Raw genomic sequence first — 18,488 nt, 5'->3', positions numbered from 1 at the left:
AGTTTAATACAATTACCTACTTTTCTCTATTCAGAAAACTGGTTATTCACTAATTGTAACATTTTATGACAGTGAATTCATATATAAATTACATTATATTAGTGAACAATATTCTACCAATAAGATATTATACTGTTGTATTAGCTTTTAGTAACCCCCATACGGAAAAATCATAGTGTTGGTTAACACTTCTGTAATACCGAAACAAAGTTTCTAAACTCTTTAAGTTGACCTCACTTACCTGCTATTAATACATTTAATTAATGTTACTTTCAATATAAAAAGCTATCAGATGAAATATATAAATTATAAGAATATACTCCCTTCTTTACTACTTAATTGTACTAAAAGCTATTATGAAAATAAGAATATATAGAAGTTATGGGTTCACCTTAGTTGAGCTGATTGTCACAGTTGCCATTATGGCTATCATTCTGACTATTGCTTATCCCCATATTATGACGCTGTTAGCAAATATGGAGGCAAAGCGCATCAGATATGAAATAGTCAACACGCTGAAATTAGCGAAATCAGAAAGTTATATTCAACGCCAGAATGTAGTGGTATGTTTGTCAGATGATAATAGGCGTTGTGAGAAAGACAGTAACAACGCTCTATTATTATTTTTTGATAAAGATAATAATCAACAGTTCGATAGCGCCGTTGATGTATTAATAGAAGAGCAACGATTAAAGCCAAAATATGGATCGCTGCATTTACGAGCAGGACAGCGACATTACGTAAGATTTGCTGGGGATAGTGGCAATCCGCGCGGATTTTTTGGACATATTAAATATTGTCCACGCTCAATATATAATCAATCAATGTATCAAATATCTTTTAATCAAGCAGGTATTATTAAATATAAACCTGATAGCAAAAGCCAGCCTACGAAATGCTCATCTTAAATATTCATATCAATATTCTATTGATACATTGCCACTTTCATCATCTTAACGGCTTCTACTAGACCTACAAACACTGCATCTGCAATCAATGCATGACCGATATTAAGCTCATAGATACCTTTAATTTGGGCGATAGCATTCACATTGTCACGTGTCAAACCATGTCCTGCATTAATAAGAAGGTTACTATCGGCTTGTTGGGCAATACTAACGGCGTTTTGAATCCGCTGTAGCTCTGCCTGTTGTTTATCCATATCATCCGCTAAACCCATTTCTGCATAAGCACCGGTATGCAATTCAATCGCATCTGCGTGACAGGCAACAGCGGCATTAATTTGAGTTTTATCTGGGTCAATAAATAATGACACCTTAATACCAGCATCATGCAGTTTGTTAATATAATCAGTCAACCAAGCTACCTGTCCTGCAACATCTAAACCACCTTCAGTAGTCAGCTCAGCGCGCTTTTCCGGTACTAAGCAGACCCAAAATGGCTTTACTTCACAGGCGATTGTCAACATCTCTGTTGTGGCTGCCATCTCTAAATTTAAACGTGTGGTTAATTGCGCTGCAATTTCATAGACATCGGCATCTTGGATATGGCGACGGTCTTCACGTAAGTGAATGGTAATGCCATCAGCACCGGCTTGTTCACAAAGTAGTGCAGCTGCTAAAGGGCTTGGATAGTCAACGCCGCGCGCTTGACGCAATGTCGCTACGTGATCAATATTCACCCCTAGTAATGGCTTTTGAGACAAAGGTAAGTCTTGTACTAAAGTCGTCATATAAAAGTCCTTTTAACGATAACACTCAATGAAATGATAGCTTACTAAGCTACCTATTAGGCTTATAAATAAGCTGACCTTTAAACATACAGTGGTCGACATAATAATACTATTCATAACGATGCTATTAATAACGTCACTATCGATAACGTTGCTGTTGTTGCCAAAGTAGCCGACTTTGTAGCGGTTGATAATCAAGTAAATGATCCAGCAATAGACGATACAAGCGCGACCAAGCAGAAAGTGTTATATCCGTAATACCTAAATCTGACATAGCTATTAATTCACTACCTTCAAATAAGATCTGTACAGTATCTGATAGTTGACTATCGGTTTGAGAAACTAACACTAAGCCAACGTCTGGTAAAAATCGATAGATATTATTGGGATCAATAGTCGTTAAACTACTATCATGTGTCAAAGAAACCGAAAACCCTAACTGGTCAAACAATTGCTGCTCGAACTGACGTAAGCACAGGCGCAATTGCTGTGACGTCAACGGCTGCTTTAATATAATTATACTATCTTGATAATATTGCCAAAGGACTGGCATTGGATCTTCGATAGACAATAACTTCCATAATATCTCATTAAGATATAAGGCAGCATATTGTTGCTGACCCGCAATCTGCGCGTAGCTTATGGTTTTTTCGCTTGAATTGTCATATGCCAATGGTGCTAAGTTAAGTTGACTGAAAGTTTTTAACTCTTTCTTACCGGTGGCGAATAATTGTAATGGTTCAAATAACGGTGCGCCTTTTTTACCGACCCCGTGAATTACCCCGTGCTCTTTGGAGAAAAGAGAATAGAGCGCACGCTTTTCTTGATAGGGACGTTGATGTAATAAATAACCGATTAACGCTTCATTACGCATTATGAATGACCTCAGCATTTATTACATTAGCAACTATTATCCCGGCACCTACTATCTCTGCATTTACATAACGGCTTATTAATATCCCAAGCTGGTCAATGCACGCTCATCGTCAGACCAACCACGCTTCACTTTTACCCATAATGTCAGCATTATTTTTTTATCAAACAAGAGTTCCATATCTTTACGTGCATCCATACCCACTTGTTTGATGCGCTGCCCTTTATCACCAATGACAATGGCTTTTTGTCCGCTACGCTCAACATAGATTGTCGCATCAATAAAAGTACAAGCTTTACGAGGACGACCCGTTTTTGGATCAGTATGAGCAGGTTCGTCTTTAAAACCATCAATTTGTACAGTCAAATCATACGGTACTTCATCACCAGAACTACGCATGATTTTTTCACGAATAATTTCACTGGCTAAGAAACGCTCTGAACGATCGGTAATTTGCTCTGTATCATAAATAGGTGCTGCAACGGGTAAATGCGAGGCAATCACTTCTTGTAGACGATTAAGATTCTGATTTTTTAGAGCAGAAACAGGGACGATATCAGCAAAGTCAAAGCTGTCACTAAACGTCTCAATCAACGGTAATAGCGTGCCTTTATCTTTTAATGTATCGGCTTTATTAATCACTAAAACTACGGTTAGATTGGTATCACCAAGCTTTTGTAGTACCAGTAAATCATCATCACGCCATTGGTCAGAATCAACCACGAACAAAACTAAATCAACATCAACCAATGCAGATACTGCCGCTTTGTTCATGCGCTCATTGATAGCGCGCACTTCATTGCGATGAATACCTGGGGTATCTACGAATACCGCCTGCATCTCATTATTAGATAAAATACCATGGATACGGTGACGGGTCGTTTGCGGCTTACGTGACGTAATGGAGAGTTTTTGACCCAGCAAATGGTTCATCAATGTCGATTTACCAACATTTGGACGACCAACAATCGCTACATAACCAGTTTTAAAACCATCATTAAAATGCGTGGGAGCCGTTTGGGCAAAGAAATCTTCAATAGCATCATCATGGTTTAATTCAACAAGACTATCATCTTGCTGAGTTTTTAGTGTGTTATCAATATCTTTTATAAGACTTGCGTCAGTATTTTCGGTCATATGATTCGTATTATCTTCATGGTTAGATGGCAAGTCAGTGTGATTGCTCATAGGTCGTTCCTGTGATGTTCGGTCTTAATATCAACACTCTTAAATAAACTGCTGCTTAATAGAGTGATGCTTTAATAAAGTTGTACTTTAAAAAATTTTAGTATCAGCGTCACTAATTACTACAAGAAATCTTGTTGGATAGTTAAATGCTAATAACCTTACCCTAGCCTTTTTTTAGCGCATTTGGAAGCTTATGGAGCTGATTAATCATTAATTCTGCCGCTTTTTGCTCAGCGATACGGCGGCTTTCACCCGACTCAGTAATAGATGGACAATGATTAATATTAACATCACAGCGTACCACAAATATCTGATAAGGCGCATTACCACGCGTTTCTACCAATTCATAATGAGGTAAATCAAACTGTTTGGATTGCAACCATTCTTGCAGGCGACTTTTAGCGTCTTTTAATACTTTCTGTTCATTAACATTGTTAATCAAATCACCATACCATGCCAATAGGCAATCACGTGTCATCTCCATATCTTTGCAGTCAAGATAAATCGCGCCCAATAATGATTCAACGGCATCAGCTAATATCGACGCACGATTTCGTCCTCCACCTTTACGCTCGCCAATACCTAAAATCAGATGATTGGACAAATCGAGTTGCTGAGCGATGATGACCAGCGTCTCTTGGCGTACTAAAGTCGCGCGCATACGCGTTAAGCGTCCTTCATTTTGACTAGGATAACGATGATATAACGCTTCGCCAATAATCATACCCAGCAGCGCATCCCCTAAAAACTCCAAACGCTCATAGTTTTTTTTACTATCGAACGAGCGATGGGTTAAAGCTAGCTTCGGCAAACTAATATCATTAAACTGATAGCCCAGCCTACGCGATAGAACCGCTAAGCGCTGAATAAAATCAGCCGATATGGGCGTTATGTCCCAAGATTCACTATGTTTGTTACCTTTAGAGACGGGTACAGCTTGTGGTAAAGTTGGTTTCATGCGCGGTGGTTGGCTATCCTATTAATGGTGCTAACTTATTTAGGGTATGGAGTGGAAAATAAAGGTTTAAAATCATAACCTTATTTTTAAATATTCTATGAATCTGTGTTTATGGTAAATAATATTTATACTAAAAAGTAATAACTATTCTTATCAGAAAAATGTCTATTATTCGACTAAGCCAGCTTTGATATCGCCTTCAAACCGACTGACAATATCAACATTACTAAAAAAATTATTGGTTTTCTCATATTTTTTATGAATTGCCAGCTGACCAGTAGTATTATTAGTAAAAGTAAAAATCTCTTTAGCGCTGGTATCATAATCAGCATTAATAGATAGCTGGCGATCAATACGTTCAACGAACTGAGCGGCGCTCTCTTTACGGCTATTGGCTTCCGTTAACTGCTCTGTCAGCAGTTTACTTAACTGATAGTCACCAATTTGCGCTGGAACAATCGCTACCAGCAGCTTACCTGCCACCACGATGACAATCAGCAATAATACAATACTCGTAACGCTAGCACCACGCTGAGACGACAAACTAGAAAGCTGATGCACTGCAAACACTCCTGAAGCACACTATAAAATATATAAAATTCGCAACTATTAAGCTGCTGAGGTCGCACAATAATAGCTGCCACTCTTTATTTTAGTTGCATTATCAGTCGATAGTACCATTACGCGCAAAGCTCGGCAGCTTTAAACCTGGTGGTTTGTGCATCCAGATATAGACCGCTTTACCTGCTAGATTATCATCAGGAACAAAGCCCCAAAACCGTCCGTCAGCGCTGCGATCACGGTTGTCACCCATCACAAAATACTGACCTTCAGGTACTTTAATAGACCACTGCGTTCCGTCAGAGCTGACCACTTCTGGCGACTCTTGCTGCAAGAACGGCGCATATTGTGCGCTATTCATGCCGGGAAGATAACGAACCAGATGCTGATGCTTGCCTTGTGTTTCTTGGAAATACTGTGCATGGTCTTCTTCTTGCTGACTCATTTGTACCGCGTCAGTTGCACTGAGTACTTGTCCTGGGGCAACTTGACCTGCACCATAGAGCTGTGAAGTCAATTCTGCACTATCATCAAAATTAACCGCTTGAGTGGCAACGGGCACATCATTAATCGCAAGCTGACCTTGATTATAACTGACCATGTCGCCCGGCAGCCCAATCACACGCTTGATATAATAAATACTTGGATTTTCAGGATAGCGAAAAACAGCAACATCGCCATGCTCAGGCGCGCCAGTATCGAGCACTTTATTATAAGCTAATGGTAAACGCACACCATAAGCGTATTTATTAACGGCAATGAAGTCGCCTGTATATAAAGTGGGTACCATAGACGATGATGGAATATTGAATGGCTCAATTAAAAAAGAGCGTACAATAAGGACCACCGCTAACACTGGAAAAAAGTCATAAGCCCAGCGTATTAACAAGCTCTCTTTACCGCGACCACGTGTTTTGCGTTGCTTGAACGTTAGCTTATCTAATAGCCAAATAATACCCAAACCAATGGTTAATGGTACTAAAATTAAATTAAAATCAAAATCCATACTCAATTGCCTATTAACGAGCGACTTATCTGGCTATCTACACTATCAAAACTGTCGGTTGTCAGTCATTTAATAATGACCTAATCTACCTGCAATACAGCTAAGAAGGCTTCTTGTGGAATCTCCACATTACCGACTTGCTTCATACGTTTTTTACCGGCTTTCTGCTTCGAGAGTAGCTTTTTCTTACGCGAAACGTCACCACCATAACATTTGGCTAAGACGTCTTTACGCATCGCTTTAACAGTACTACGCCCAATGATTTGGCTGCCAATTGCTGCCTGAATCGCCACGTCAAACATCTGACGTGGAATCAATTCTTTCATTTTACTCACCAGCGCATTACCACGATAGCGTGACTGGGTTTCATGCACAATCATTGCAAGCGCATCGACTTTATCGCCATTAATTAATACATCCACTTTAACCAATTTATCGATTTGATAACGCTCAAAATTGTAATCAAGTGACGCAAATCCACGTGATACCGATTTTAGACGATCAAAGAAATCCATGACCACCTCGCCCATTGGAATGTCAAATATGAGCTGCACTTGACGACCCATAAAGCGCATATCAACTTGCACACCACGGCGCTCAATACAAAGCGTCATGACATTACCCAAGTAATCTTGCGGTACTAAAATCTGACAACGGGCAATCGGCTCACGGAATTCTTCAATATTATTCGGTTCTGGCAATCTTGATGGATTATCAACGTAGATAATACTGCCATCTTTTTTTACAATCTCATAGATAACTGATGGCGCTGTGGTAATCAAATCCAAGTCATATTCACGCTCTAGGCGCTCTTGGATAATCTCCATATGTAGCATACCGAGGAAGCCACAACGGAAACCAAAACCTAGTGCATCTGAGGTATCAGGCTCAAAGAACAACGAAGCATCGTTAATTTGCAGTTTTTGCAACGCCTCACGGAATTTTTCAAAATCCGTAGACTCCACAGGGAACATACCGGCATAGACCTGCGGGGTAATCTGTTTAAACCCAGGAATACGCTCAACATCAGGCGTACTGGCATGAGTAATCGTATCACCAACTGGCGCACCGGCAATATCTTTAATACCAGCAATAATAAAGCCCACTTCACCCGCTTCTAAGATACCCGTATCTAGCGGCTTCGGCGTAAAGACACCAATTGATCCGACTAGATGGGCATCTTTGGTAGATTTAATATAGAGTTTATCGCCTTTTTTAATCGTTCCTTGGCGCACTCGTACTAATGACACCACACCTAGGTAGTTATCAAACCATGAGTCAATAATCAACGCTTGTAGCGGCGCGTCACGATCACCTGTTGGCGCAGGGATAAATTCAACCAACGCCTCAAGTAACTTATCAACGCCCAGACCAGATTTTGCCGACACACGTGGTGCATCAACGGCATCAATACCAATGATGTCTTCAATCTCTTGAATAACACGTTCAGGTTCAACTTGTGGCAAGTCAATTTTATTTAACACCGCCATGACCTCAAGCCCTTGATCAACTGCGGTATAACAGTTGGCAACCGACTGTGCTTCAACGCCTTGCGCCGCATCAACCACCAACAGCGCACCTTCGCAAGCAGCTAGTGAGCGTGAGACTTCATAAGAGAAATCCACGTGACCGGGGGTATCAATAAAGTTCAACTGATAGCGCTCGCCATTTGGATGGTCATAATAAAGCGTTACCGACTGAGCTTTAATAGTGATACCGCGCTCACGCTCAATATCCATGGAATCAAGGACTTGTGCCTGCATCTCGCGATCTTGCAGCGCGCCACACATTTGAATAAAACGATCAGCAAGGGTCGACTTGCCATGATCAATGTGGGCAATAATAGAAAAGTTACGAATATTGGCTAATGCAGTCACAAAGCGCCTACTAAATAAGAGGAATGGGATAGTTATGTTTTAAAAACAGGGTTCAAAAAGCAGTCATCTATAATGCCAAGCGTAACATAGCGATAATACTCGCCATAACGCATAGATATTTGTATGTATTCTAGCAGTTTTCAGCTATAAAGTAAGGCGATTTTGTCAGCAGTCATCTGACCGCTTATTTGTCCATGTCATAGCTAAAAGGTAATGCCGAATAAAAAGCCCTTGTTAACGTCAATAATAATTTAGTCGACCATAATTTAACGAGCAAAAAAAAACCAATCACAAAGGATTGGTTTTTTTAAAATATGGTGGCGATGAAGAGACTTGAACTCTTGACCTCACGATTATGAGTCATGCGCTCTAACCAGCTGAGCTACATCGCCATTTAAGGCTCGGTATTATGCCGATACAGATGACTCTCGTCAACCCCTAACTGGCACTTTTTGCAAAAAGAATTGAATTAATATTAAAATAAATGCAATTCTTAAGCTACCAAGCCTGTAAAACGTAAAACACTAAAAAATGTTGGTAAACCGATAAGCCGGGTTCTGTCGTGGACAATCATTCCTCTAGGCGCACAATCGCTCGTACGCTCAAGCAACCTACCCGCATCGAACGCGGGCCGCGCCATGCCGATGCCTATTTGGTCTTGCTACGCGTGGAGTTTACCATGCCGTGAACTGTTGCCAGCCACGCGGTGCGCTCTTACCGCACCCTTTCACCCTTACCGATAACATCTTGCGATGCCAAAGGCGGTCTACTCTCTGCTGCACTGGTCGTCAAGTTACCCTGCCCAGCCGTTAGCTGGCACGCTGCCCTATGTAGCCCGGACTTTCCTCCCCTGCTCATCTGTTGCCAGTGTGCAGCGGCGATTGCCTAGTCTACCAAGCGCGCTAGTATAGCAAAATAAATCCTGCTTTCGGAAAGTTTTTTAGCTTATTTTTAACGGTGATTTATATAAAGTTTTGAGGGAGGATAAAATCTACATTTCTACAGCCATCATCTCCTTGCACCGGTAAGGATAACCAATGCGTATTCGGATAATACTCAGTCAAGTAGTTTTGCAAAAAATTAATCGTACTAGTGGCTATCTGTTCATCCGTCTGAGCAGCATTGTCGTGAATATGATTGTAAATAACACTATGAACCTCTAAACCACGAGAAGTTATCGCTTCTAAGCTGAGCAAGGTATGATTGATACTGCCTAAACGACCGGAAGTTACTAAAACAATCGGATATCCTCGAGCTGCAATATAATCTAAGGCTAATAATTGCTCAGTGATAGGCACTAATAAGCCACCGGCACCTTCTAATAAAACCACCTCATACTTGGCTTGCAAACACTGGGTGGCGCTGGTAATGACATCAGGATTGAGAATATCATTGGCAAGTCTTGCAGACAAATGCGGTGAGGCAGGTTTCTCATAGCGATACGGACAAGTCGTGTTATCAATATCACACGGTTGTAGCGGAATACCCATCAGCTGACGATGAACAATAATATCGTCAGCAATACTTATTTCTCCACTATCCGGATTTATCGCCACACCCGTTTGCACCAGCTTTTGGGTAATGACCTTAACGCCTTCCTGAATCAGCGCTTTGGCAATCATACCCGTCGCATAGGTTTTGCCGATGTCGGTATCGATACCTGATATAAAAAGAACGCTCATGACTATTCTTACTACCCTATTGCTATCAAAGAAACTTGGGTTAAATAAGCACTAACTACTTTTAATAGCGCTTGGCACAAAGTTATAAGCTCGTCATCAGTAATGATATAAGGCGGCATGATATAGACCAACTTACCAAATGGTCGTACCCAAATACCATTCTCAATAAGTAAGGATTGAAAGACTGGCATATTAACCGCTTCATTTAACTCAACAACGGCAACTGCACCCAAACAACGAACTTCCTTAACACCCTCTAGATTCGCTGCTGGGGCAAGTTGTTGTTCCATTACGAATTGCGTATTTGCGGTACGCGCTTCAATATCATAAGATAATATTAGGTCAATCGACGCACAAGCTACCGCACAAGCCAGCGGATTACCCATAAAAGTCGGACCATGCATCAATGCTGGATAATCACTTTGGCTAATGGTATCTGCAACCTTACGCGTACATAAGGTCGCAGCAAAAGTCATATAGCCGCCAGTCAATGCCTTACCAATGGTCATAATATCAGGGCTAATATTGGCATGATCACACGCAAATAACTTACCACTACGACCAAAGCCTGTAGCGATTTCATCAGCAATCAGCACTACGTCATGCTCATCACATAATTGGCGCAACAGTTGTAAATATTGAGGACTATAAAAGCGCATCCCGCCTGCACCTTGAATAATCGGCTCAATAATAAAGCCTGCTAATTTATCGCTGTTATTAACGAAAAAAGCTGTTAATTCATTACGTTCCTGTTGGGTAGTATCACGTTCAAACCCCATTGGCGGTGCCGGAACAAAATGCTGCATGGGCAACTGATTGCCATATAAGCTGTGCATGCCAGCGACGGGATCACAAACACTCATCGCATGCCACGTATCGCCATAATAACCGGAATGGGTCGAGGCAAACTGCTGCTTGGTTGGGCGATGGGCAGCGATTTGATATTGCAATGCCATTTTTAGGGCGACTTCTACCGCGATGCTGCCACTATCCGCATAAAATATAGCATCAAGTCCAACAGGCACGATTGAGAGCAGTTTTTTTCCCAGGTCTATAGCGGGCTGATGGGTCAATCCACCAAACATAACATGTGCCATTTTGCCCAATTGGGTGGTAATCGCAGCGTTTAACACAGGATGATTATAACCATGCACGCTCGCCCACCATGACGACATACCATCAATCAGGCGCTTGCCATCTTGAGTGACAATATAAATACCATCAGCATGGTCAATCACGATATTAGGATAACTTGGCGGTAGACTGGCATAGGGATGCCAAAGGTGTTGCTGGTCAAAATTGCTTGCAGATAGTGCTGATGTCATTACTGTTGACCTATTATTGACCGGTAATGCGTTTGTATTTTGACAATAAGTCACTTTGGGTTTCGACATGATTAGGGTCATGTGGAATACAGTCAATTGGGCAAATCACCACGCATTGAGGTTCGTCAAAGTGTCCAACGCATTCGGTACAAAGGTCAGGATTAATCTCGTAAATATCTTCACCTTCAAAGATCGCGTCGTTGGGGCACGCAGGCTCGCACACATCACAGTTGATGCATTCATCGGTAATGAGTAATGCCATAAGATGCTCTCTATCTTAGAATAAATGATGAAAAATAACGGTAATGCCCATTATAGTCAGTGCCAGTTATAGTAAGCGCCAATTATTACGCTAACTTTTGCGTAAAGGCAGTGGCAACACAAGGCGGCACAAACTTAGTCACATCACCACCAAGTTTGGCAATTTCACGAATCATGGTTGATGAAATAAAAGAATAATTTTGCGAGGGTGTCAAAAATACCGCTTCAAAATTCTCATCCAGCTCGCGGTTCATATTGGCGAGCTGAAACTCATATTCAAAGTCTGACATGGCGCGCAGACCACGCAACACCGCCGTAGCGTTTTTTTCACGCATAAAATCTACCAGTAATCCTTCAAAACCAATCACCGATACTTGCGGCAAATCAGCAAACACCGTCTCAACCAAAGCCACACGCTCTTCAAAATTAAACAATGGTTTTTTATGATGACCGGATGCCACCGCAATCACCACTTCGTCAAACAATTTGGTCGCACGTGTGACTAAATCGACATGACCGTTGGTAATCGGGTCAAAGGTGCCCGGATATAAAATCTTGGTATGTAGTTTTGAAGAAGTAGCAGCAATGCTCATAGCGATAATCTGATCGGTAATAGTGCTGTTCATCTTAGCAAATTTTGCTCAAATTTAACACTCATCTGCTACATTTGTTATCATAGCCCATCTACATTTTCGCCACATGCTTTGGTACAATAGGCAGTTCGACTCATCCACAATAAAACCTAGCGCTATAAAATCTAGACAGTTAGGATGAGGAATTATAGACAAGGACACGCTGATAATATTAGTAGTTGTCCTCAGAAGTCCTTACGAGGAAACCATGTCAAAAAAATCAAAAAAGCCAGACAATCAGATTTGCGCCAATAAAAAAGCACGACACGAGTATTTTATTGAAGAAACCTTTGAGGCAGGAGTGGTATTACAAGGTTGGGAAGTCAAAGCCATTCGTTCTGGTAAAATGACCATTACGGAAGCCTATGTCATCTTCCGTAATAATGAAGCTTTTCTATTTGGCTCTCATATTCAACCGCTACTAAGCAGCTCAACCCACGTCGATCCTGATAGTATTCGTACTCGAAAGCTATTGCTTAATCGCCGCGAGATTGAAAAATTATTTGGTGCGGTGAATCAAAAGGGTTATTCCTGCGTACCGCTATCTTGTTACTGGAAAAATTCGCTGGTGAAATGCCAAATTGGCTTAGCACTCGGTAAAAAGCAACACGACAAACGCAAAACCTTAAAAGACCGTGATTGGGAACGTGACAAACAACGCGGCTTTAAAAATGCAGACTAAATTTATTGGTTTAATGCTATTGTCTTAAATTAATTATTTTTAGCATAATAAAAAGGACGATTTAGCTATTTTGGCTGAATCGTCCTTTTTTATGGCTTTTTTATTACCTTTACAATTACTAATCTAATTATACAGTTTTATCTATAGTAACAATTTGAGCTTTGCGATTCAGACGCAATTGCTTCACGCCATGCGCAATTAAGAACGCAATGCCTAACCAAATCAAGCCATAGCTATAGATCATCGCGGACTCAAACGGATTACCCAATAACGTCACTGCTAAGATAAACAGCAAAGCTGGTTCTAAATAACTCAGCATACCGTATACATTGACTGGTAGCATTTGACTGGCATCAATATTGGTTTTCATCGCCAGTACACTCAGAATACCAAGACCTGCCAGCATTAGGATAAAGAACCCAGAACCTGCAACCAGCACCAAACTACTCGGTGCAATAAAGAATAGATAGGCGAGCGCAAACGGTATAAACAAAGTTAAATCAACCAACATGCCCGTTATCGAATCAATGCCCTGTAGCCTACGGATAATATAATACAACGGATACGTGCCGCATACCCACAGCGTCGCCCACGACACACTTTGCGTGCGGAAAATCTCACTGCCCACACCCAACGCTGCAAATCCCACCGCCAACCACTGCAAACGGCTTAATTTTTCGCCAAACAGTACGCAACCAAACACCACCATCATCAGTGGAAATAGGAAATAACCCATCGCGGTTTGTACGCCTTGGTTATTGACTGGTGCCCACATAAATAACCATAATTGGCTTAAAAATATCGGCGTTGGCAGTAGCAGCCATGCCCACTGCTTTACTGTATTCAGTGCGCGTAACTTATTAAGATGCACATTCAACCGACCACTAATAAGTAGATAGCCGACTAGCGATACCCACATAGCAATCATGCGCCAGATAAACACTTGCGTACCTGACAATGGCGCAAGAAAACTGCTATAGGCATAAAGAACGCCAAACAGCACATTCGATAAGACGGCGTAAGCTACCCCTAACATTAGGATGCGCTGCTGCACGCTGCCAGTTGTCCAAATGGAAGGTAAGAACCTCCGTGACAAGGTAGACGCGAGCGTATTAGAAGAAGTAGTCAACATGCTAGGCACCATAAGTTAAGGTAAAGGTCAAAAATATAGCAATGAAGTGAAGCAGATAACCTCTATTATAGAAGATAGTAATAAGAAAATTTTTCTATATTACTTAAAATATGATTTTATTTCTCTTAATAAGTACTTTAAACTATATTATTTATTGTCCATTTGGTAATAATGCAAAAAACACACATTTTAGGCTATAATATTAGTTCTATTTAAGCCGTAATAGCTAATATTAGCAATAATAGTTAACCTATAACGCTACCTCCATCACGAGCCATATAATCATGACGCATTTATTAGATGACACCGATAAAGCCATTTTAAATGTGCTCCAAGATGATGCAACGCTACCACTAAAGACAGTGGCAGAATATGTTCATGTTTCAACAGCTACTGCTCAGCGTCGCATTCAAGCGCTGATAGATAGTGGGGTCATTACCAAGCAAGTGGCGATTGTGGATCCGAACAAGGTCGGCTATGGTCTGACAGCAGTGGTCATGATAGAGATGGAGCGCTCGAATAACTCGATGCAGCATCGGTTTGAGCGCTTAATGAATGCACAACCACAAGTCATGAGCTGCTATGAAGTATCCGGTGATGTGGATTTTATGCTAATGGTCAGTGCAAAAAATATGAGCGACTATCATCAATTCACTCGTAGCACGCTCACTTATGAAAATAACGTACGTAATTTTCGTAGTCAGTTTGTGATGAACTTTACCAAGAGTGGAACAAAGATTTTTTTGGATTAAGGTACTAAGGTACTAAGGTATTAAGGTACTAAGGTACTAAGGTACTAAGGTATTAAGGTATTAAGGTATTAAGGTATTTTTGAAGGTGCAGAAAGATACAGAATGTAAGGTATAGCAAAAATTAAAGATAAAAAACCATATACGAATAAAATAGACAAAAATGTACCAACGTGGATACCGCTTTTACTCAGGTTCATCAAATATTCAAAGGTTATCAAAGCCATGCCTGCTATAGGAAACAAGATAGCGATTAACAGATATTTGATAGTAAACGACCTGCTTCGATAGTAGCCTTTTTTTTGAAAATAGAGAATAGCTATTATATGAATGAGTAGGACTAAAGGCATAAAAAATACTAATAAGAGCATAGCAAGCATTTTATTTACTCCAGTTGTGTTTTGAGTATTCGCTAATATCTACACTTTAAAACACATAAATATATCTATTTAGTTTGATAGTTATACTTTTGAATAAACCCACTTGCAGTAGATAAGCACTATCGTAATATTAAAGCAGTTTACCTCGCACTATCAATAACTTATCACTAATCGTTTATCGCATAGTGAGGGTTATTCATGTTAAGATGAGCGCCTTTAAATATCTAGCTTATCTTAATAGCCAAAGGTTGTCCCATGTCTGCCGATACCATCGCCCGCACCGCTTTTAAACAGGGCACTACGCCCCTTTACGATTATGACAAACATTGGGCAAGCTGCTACGAGCCTGCGCCATATTTACCGATGAGCCGTGCTGAGATGGACGCGCTGGGTTGGGATGCGTGTGATGTGATTATCATATCCGGTGACGCTTATGTCGATCATCCTAGCTTTGGGATGGCAATTATTGGGCGTTTGTTAGAGTCACAAGGCTTTCGCGTCGGTATCATTGCGCAGCCCGATTGGAAAAGTAAAGACGCGTTTATGGAACTGGGTAAACCCGTTTATGCCTATGGTGTGACCGCTGGCAATATGGACAGCATGATTAATCGCTATACCGCTGACCGCAAGATTCGTAGTGATGATGCGTACTCACCAGGTAATGTCGCGGACAAACGTCCTGACCGCGCGGCAATCGTGTATAGCCAGCGCTGCCGTGAAGCGTATCCTGATGTGCCGATTATTTTAGGCGGTATTGAAGGCAGTCTGCGCCGTATCGCCCATTATGACTACTGGTCAGATAAAGTGCGCCGTAGTATTTTGCTGGATGCCCGTGCTGATGTTTTATTATATGGTAATGCTGAGCGTGCGATTGTTGATGTGGTACATGGTCTATCGAAAGGCTATACCCTTGAGCAAATGAGTAAATTGCGCGGTACCTGTTACTTATTAACCCCAACACGTCGTCATTGGCAAGCAGATATGACCGAAGTGGCGAGTAATGACGTTGATACTGTCGGTCGCGTTGACCCGATTATCAATCCGTATGTGATGACGGAAGATGTTGATGCTTGCTCAATTGAACAAGATAAAACCACAATATCACCACTACAAAGCTCAATGTCTTCTCAGTATCCAGGCTTTGTATCTGAGCCGGTAACCAATAAAATATTGAATGCTGAGCAAGTGGACGAAGACACCCAAGTGGTGCAGATGCGCGGTTTTGACAGAACAGAGAATGATAAGCCTAGAACTGCCCTCAAATATAAATTGAAAATGCCACCACGCGAAAAGACGGTCATCCGTCTGCCAGATTATGAGCATGTCAAATCTGATCCGGTATTATACGCGCATGCCAGCCGTATCCTGCATCTTGAGACCAATCCGGGCAACGCGCGCGCATTGGTTCAACGTCATAGTAGCGGTGCGGGCAACTCGCACACTTCGATTGACGTTTGGCTCAATCCACCACCGATTCCGCTATCAACGGAAGAGATGGATTATGTCTTTGACTTGCCATATGCGCGCCTGCCACATCCAAGTTATGGCGATGCGCGTATTCCTGCTTATGACATGATTAAATTTTCGGTCAATATCATGCGCGGCTGTTTTGGTGGCTGTACTTTTTGCTCCATTACTGAGCATGAAGGGCGCATTATCCAAAACCGTTCTGAAGAATCTATCTTACGTGAAGTAGAAGCCATTCGTGATACTGCACCGAGCTTTACTGGCGTGATATCCGATCTTGGTGGACCAACAGCGAATATGTATCGTCTGAGCTGTAAAGACAGCACCATTGAGAAGAACTGCCGTAAGCCGTCTTGCGTCTATCCTGACGTCTGTGAAAACCTCATTACTGATCATAGCAATTTAACCAAGCTATATCGTAAAGCGCGTGATATTAAAGGCGTGAAGAAAATCCTTATAGCTTCAGGTCTACGCTATGATTTGGCGATTAAAGACCCTGAATATGTTAAAGAATTGGTGACGCATCATGTCGGAGGCTATCTTAAAATTGCCCCTGAGCATTCAGAAGAAAACGTGTTGTCCAAAATGATGAAGCCGGGCATGGGCAATTATGACAAATTTAAAGCCATGTTTGAGCAGTATAGCCAAGAGGCAGGCAAAGAGCAGTATCTGATTCCTTACTTTATCGCCGCGCATCCGGGCACTAAAGATGAAGACATGATGAACCTTGCGATTTGGCTAAAAAGCCATGGCTACCGCGCTGACCAAGTACAAGCGTTTTATCCAAGTCCGATGGCAACTGCTACTACCATGTATCACACTCATAAAGATCCGCTACATAAAATCAGCCGTCTTGAAGGTGATATGGATATCGTCAAGTCAGGCAAACAACGTAAATTGCACAAAGCATTCTTGCGCTACCATGACCCAAAAAACTGGGTATTACTGCGTAAAGCGTTGCAAGATATGGGACGTAGTGACTTGATTGGTAAAAATCGTGGTTGCCTGATACCGCCCTTTAATGCCAGCTTAGAAGGGCGCGAAGCCGCACAAGACAGCTATCAATCGGCACGTAAAAAGAACAGCCGCCTTGGTAATGACTCCGTGAAGCGTAATAATAACAGTGTGAGTGCTACGAAAAACTCAACGGGGAAAAACACTGTCGGCACACACAGTAAAAAGGTCAGTAAAGGTAATTTCCAAACCCAGCATACTGGTCTACCGCCACGCAAAACCAAGTAATCTCAGCCTTTAAGCTAATCTCTATTCATTAGCACCAATGAGTTAAAAATCAACTCATTGATAAGCGCACAATAGACGTTAAGCTGTTGTGCGCTTTTTATTGCCTACTTATTAGCAGTGATAAACATTTACATTAGTCATTAACTAAGTAACGAGGCTGACAGTTAGTGCACAGGTAAGGAACAATTTCTAACATTGTCGAGGATTGGTTTTCGATATTATGAACGTCATGCGCTTAGCGTATTTATAAGACGATATTTAGCTTATTTTTTATACTTTTGGAGAAGATTATGACTAACATGTTAAAACTTGCTACTGCCCTACCAGCCCTTGCTTTACTTAGTGCCTGTGCTACTACTGCTCCAACCCCATCTACTCCAGCTGAAAGCGTGACCGATGCTGCATACGATCGTATGATGCCAGAGCGTTATACTTGTACTGACGATTCACAAATCATGGCAAAACAGTCTATCAATAAGCAACAAGTGATGGTTAATGCGACTGTGCCTAAAATCAAATGGACACAACAGCCAGTATTATTAAATGGTGGTGTTGAAGGTGATACTGCAAGTTATGTGAATGATGCCAATCCAGACGTGTCTTATGCATGGCACATGAAAGGCGATAAAGGTATCCTTGCTATGAAATGGAAAGACGGTACGGCTTATCAAGTAAACTGTGAAAAGCGCTAATTGATTGCTGTTCTAATTGACTACAGTTATAGATGCGCTATTTAAAAATAATAAGAAAAAATAGCCAACTATAATAGTCATCAACGC

Annotated in this window: 17 protein-coding genes, 1 tRNA gene and 1 other RNA gene; 5 read left to right on the top strand and 14 right to left on the bottom strand. The window is 41.4% G+C overall.

All coding sequences use genetic code 11. From position 1 onward, the window contains the following. Nucleotides 1-356: 356 nt before the first annotated feature. Entirely contained in the window at nt 357-908 is a 552-nt protein-coding gene (locus tag H2245_RS04645; RefSeq protein WP_182406187.1) for a GspH/FimT family pseudopilin, read from the top strand. Nucleotides 909-925: 17 nt separating this feature from the next. Here the strand turns inward: H2245_RS04645 and H2245_RS04640 are convergent, their stop codons facing one another. The 13 genes from H2245_RS04640 to coaD all read right to left on the bottom strand — a co-directional run bounded on the left by H2245_RS04640 (nt 926) and on the right by coaD (nt 12,018). Further along, nucleotides 926-1,693: a pyridoxine 5'-phosphate synthase gene (locus tag H2245_RS04640; RefSeq protein WP_182406186.1), complete on the bottom strand. Its 768-nt coding sequence runs from the start codon at nt 1,691-1,693 to the stop codon at nt 926-928. Nucleotides 1,694-1,832: 139 nt separating this feature from the next. Continuing rightward, a complete protein-coding gene (locus tag H2245_RS04635) occupies nt 1,833-2,567 on the bottom strand; it encodes a DNA repair protein RecO (RefSeq protein ID WP_182406185.1) in 735 nt (244 codons plus the stop codon). A gap of 78 nt (nt 2,568-2,645) precedes the next feature. Continuing rightward, entirely contained in the window at nt 2,646-3,755 is a 1,110-nt protein-coding gene (gene era / locus H2245_RS04630) for a GTPase Era (protein ID WP_220464372.1), read from the bottom strand. 163 nt (nt 3,756-3,918) lie between these two features. Continuing rightward, a complete protein-coding gene (gene rnc, locus H2245_RS04625; RefSeq protein ID WP_182406184.1) occupies nt 3,919-4,713 on the bottom strand; it encodes a ribonuclease III in 795 nt (264 codons plus the stop codon). A 168-nt stretch (nt 4,714-4,881) separates the two neighbouring features. Then, entirely contained in the window at nt 4,882-5,274 is a 393-nt protein-coding gene (locus H2245_RS04620; RefSeq protein WP_182406183.1) for a DUF4845 domain-containing protein, read from the bottom strand. A 103-nt stretch (nt 5,275-5,377) separates the two neighbouring features. After that, nucleotides 5,378-6,280: a signal peptidase I gene (lepB, locus tag H2245_RS04615; RefSeq protein WP_182406182.1), complete on the bottom strand. Its 903-nt coding sequence runs from the start codon at nt 6,278-6,280 to the stop codon at nt 5,378-5,380. An 80-nt stretch (nt 6,281-6,360) separates the two neighbouring features. After that, the gene (gene lepA / locus H2245_RS04610; RefSeq protein WP_182406181.1) at nt 6,361-8,157 is read right to left on the bottom strand and encodes a translation elongation factor 4; all 1,797 of its coding nucleotides are present in this window, start codon (nt 8,155-8,157) and stop codon (nt 6,361-6,363) included. 315 nt (nt 8,158-8,472) lie between these two features. Continuing rightward, nucleotides 8,473-8,549 (bottom strand) — tRNA-Met (locus tag H2245_RS04605). Between the two features lie 138 nt (nt 8,550-8,687). Beyond that, an RNA gene (rnpB, locus tag H2245_RS04600) (RNase P RNA component class A) lies at nt 8,688-9,054 on the bottom strand. Between the two features lie 65 nt (nt 9,055-9,119). Next, nucleotides 9,120-9,839, bottom strand: a complete 720-nt coding sequence (gene bioD, locus H2245_RS04595) for a dethiobiotin synthase (protein WP_182406180.1) — start codon at nt 9,837-9,839, stop codon at nt 9,120-9,122. 11 nt (nt 9,840-9,850) lie between these two features. After that, nucleotides 9,851-11,164 (bottom strand): adenosylmethionine--8-amino-7-oxononanoate transaminase, encoded by a 1,314-nt coding sequence (gene bioA, locus H2245_RS04590; RefSeq protein ID WP_182406179.1) that lies wholly within the window; start codon nt 11,162-11,164, stop codon nt 9,851-9,853. A gap of 13 nt (nt 11,165-11,177) precedes the next feature. After that, nucleotides 11,178-11,426, bottom strand: coding sequence for a YfhL family 4Fe-4S dicluster ferredoxin (locus H2245_RS04585; RefSeq protein WP_182406178.1), 249 nt, complete (start codon nt 11,424-11,426; stop codon nt 11,178-11,180). A gap of 85 nt (nt 11,427-11,511) precedes the next feature. Next, nucleotides 11,512-12,018 (bottom strand): pantetheine-phosphate adenylyltransferase, encoded by a 507-nt coding sequence (coaD, locus tag H2245_RS04580; RefSeq protein ID WP_182406261.1) that lies wholly within the window; start codon nt 12,016-12,018, stop codon nt 11,512-11,514. A 247-nt stretch (nt 12,019-12,265) separates the two neighbouring features. Between coaD and smpB the strand changes: the two genes are divergently transcribed. Continuing rightward, on the top strand, nt 12,266-12,739 hold the full coding sequence (smpB, locus tag H2245_RS04575) for an SsrA-binding protein SmpB (protein ID WP_062534993.1): 474 nt from the start codon (nt 12,266-12,268) through the stop codon (nt 12,737-12,739). Nucleotides 12,740-12,866: 127 nt separating this feature from the next. On the opposite strand, the gene rarD is transcribed toward smpB, so the two are convergent. After that, on the bottom strand, nt 12,867-13,871 hold the full coding sequence (rarD, locus tag H2245_RS04570; protein WP_259365075.1) for an EamA family transporter RarD: 1,005 nt from the start codon (nt 13,869-13,871) through the stop codon (nt 12,867-12,869). 284 nt (nt 13,872-14,155) lie between these two features. Between rarD and H2245_RS04565 the strand changes: the two genes are divergently transcribed. From H2245_RS04565 to H2245_RS04555, 3 genes are all read left to right on the top strand, one after another. After that, nucleotides 14,156-14,623: an Lrp/AsnC family transcriptional regulator gene (locus tag H2245_RS04565; RefSeq protein WP_182406176.1), complete on the top strand. Its 468-nt coding sequence runs from the start codon at nt 14,156-14,158 to the stop codon at nt 14,621-14,623. A 632-nt stretch (nt 14,624-15,255) separates the two neighbouring features. After that, nucleotides 15,256-17,709: a YgiQ family radical SAM protein gene (locus tag H2245_RS04560; protein ID WP_182406175.1), complete on the top strand. Its 2,454-nt coding sequence runs from the start codon at nt 15,256-15,258 to the stop codon at nt 17,707-17,709. A gap of 290 nt (nt 17,710-17,999) precedes the next feature. Then, nucleotides 18,000-18,401: a hypothetical protein gene (locus tag H2245_RS04555; protein WP_182406174.1), complete on the top strand. Its 402-nt coding sequence runs from the start codon at nt 18,000-18,002 to the stop codon at nt 18,399-18,401. The last annotated feature ends 87 nt before the right edge of the window (nt 18,402-18,488 follow it).

It is taken from the genome of Psychrobacter sp. GP33 (assembly GCF_014119005.1).
Lineage (GTDB): Bacteria > Pseudomonadota > Gammaproteobacteria > Pseudomonadales > Moraxellaceae > Psychrobacter.
Note: the sequence above shows the minus strand (reverse complement) of the source record. Positions and strands in the feature narration are given on the sequence as shown.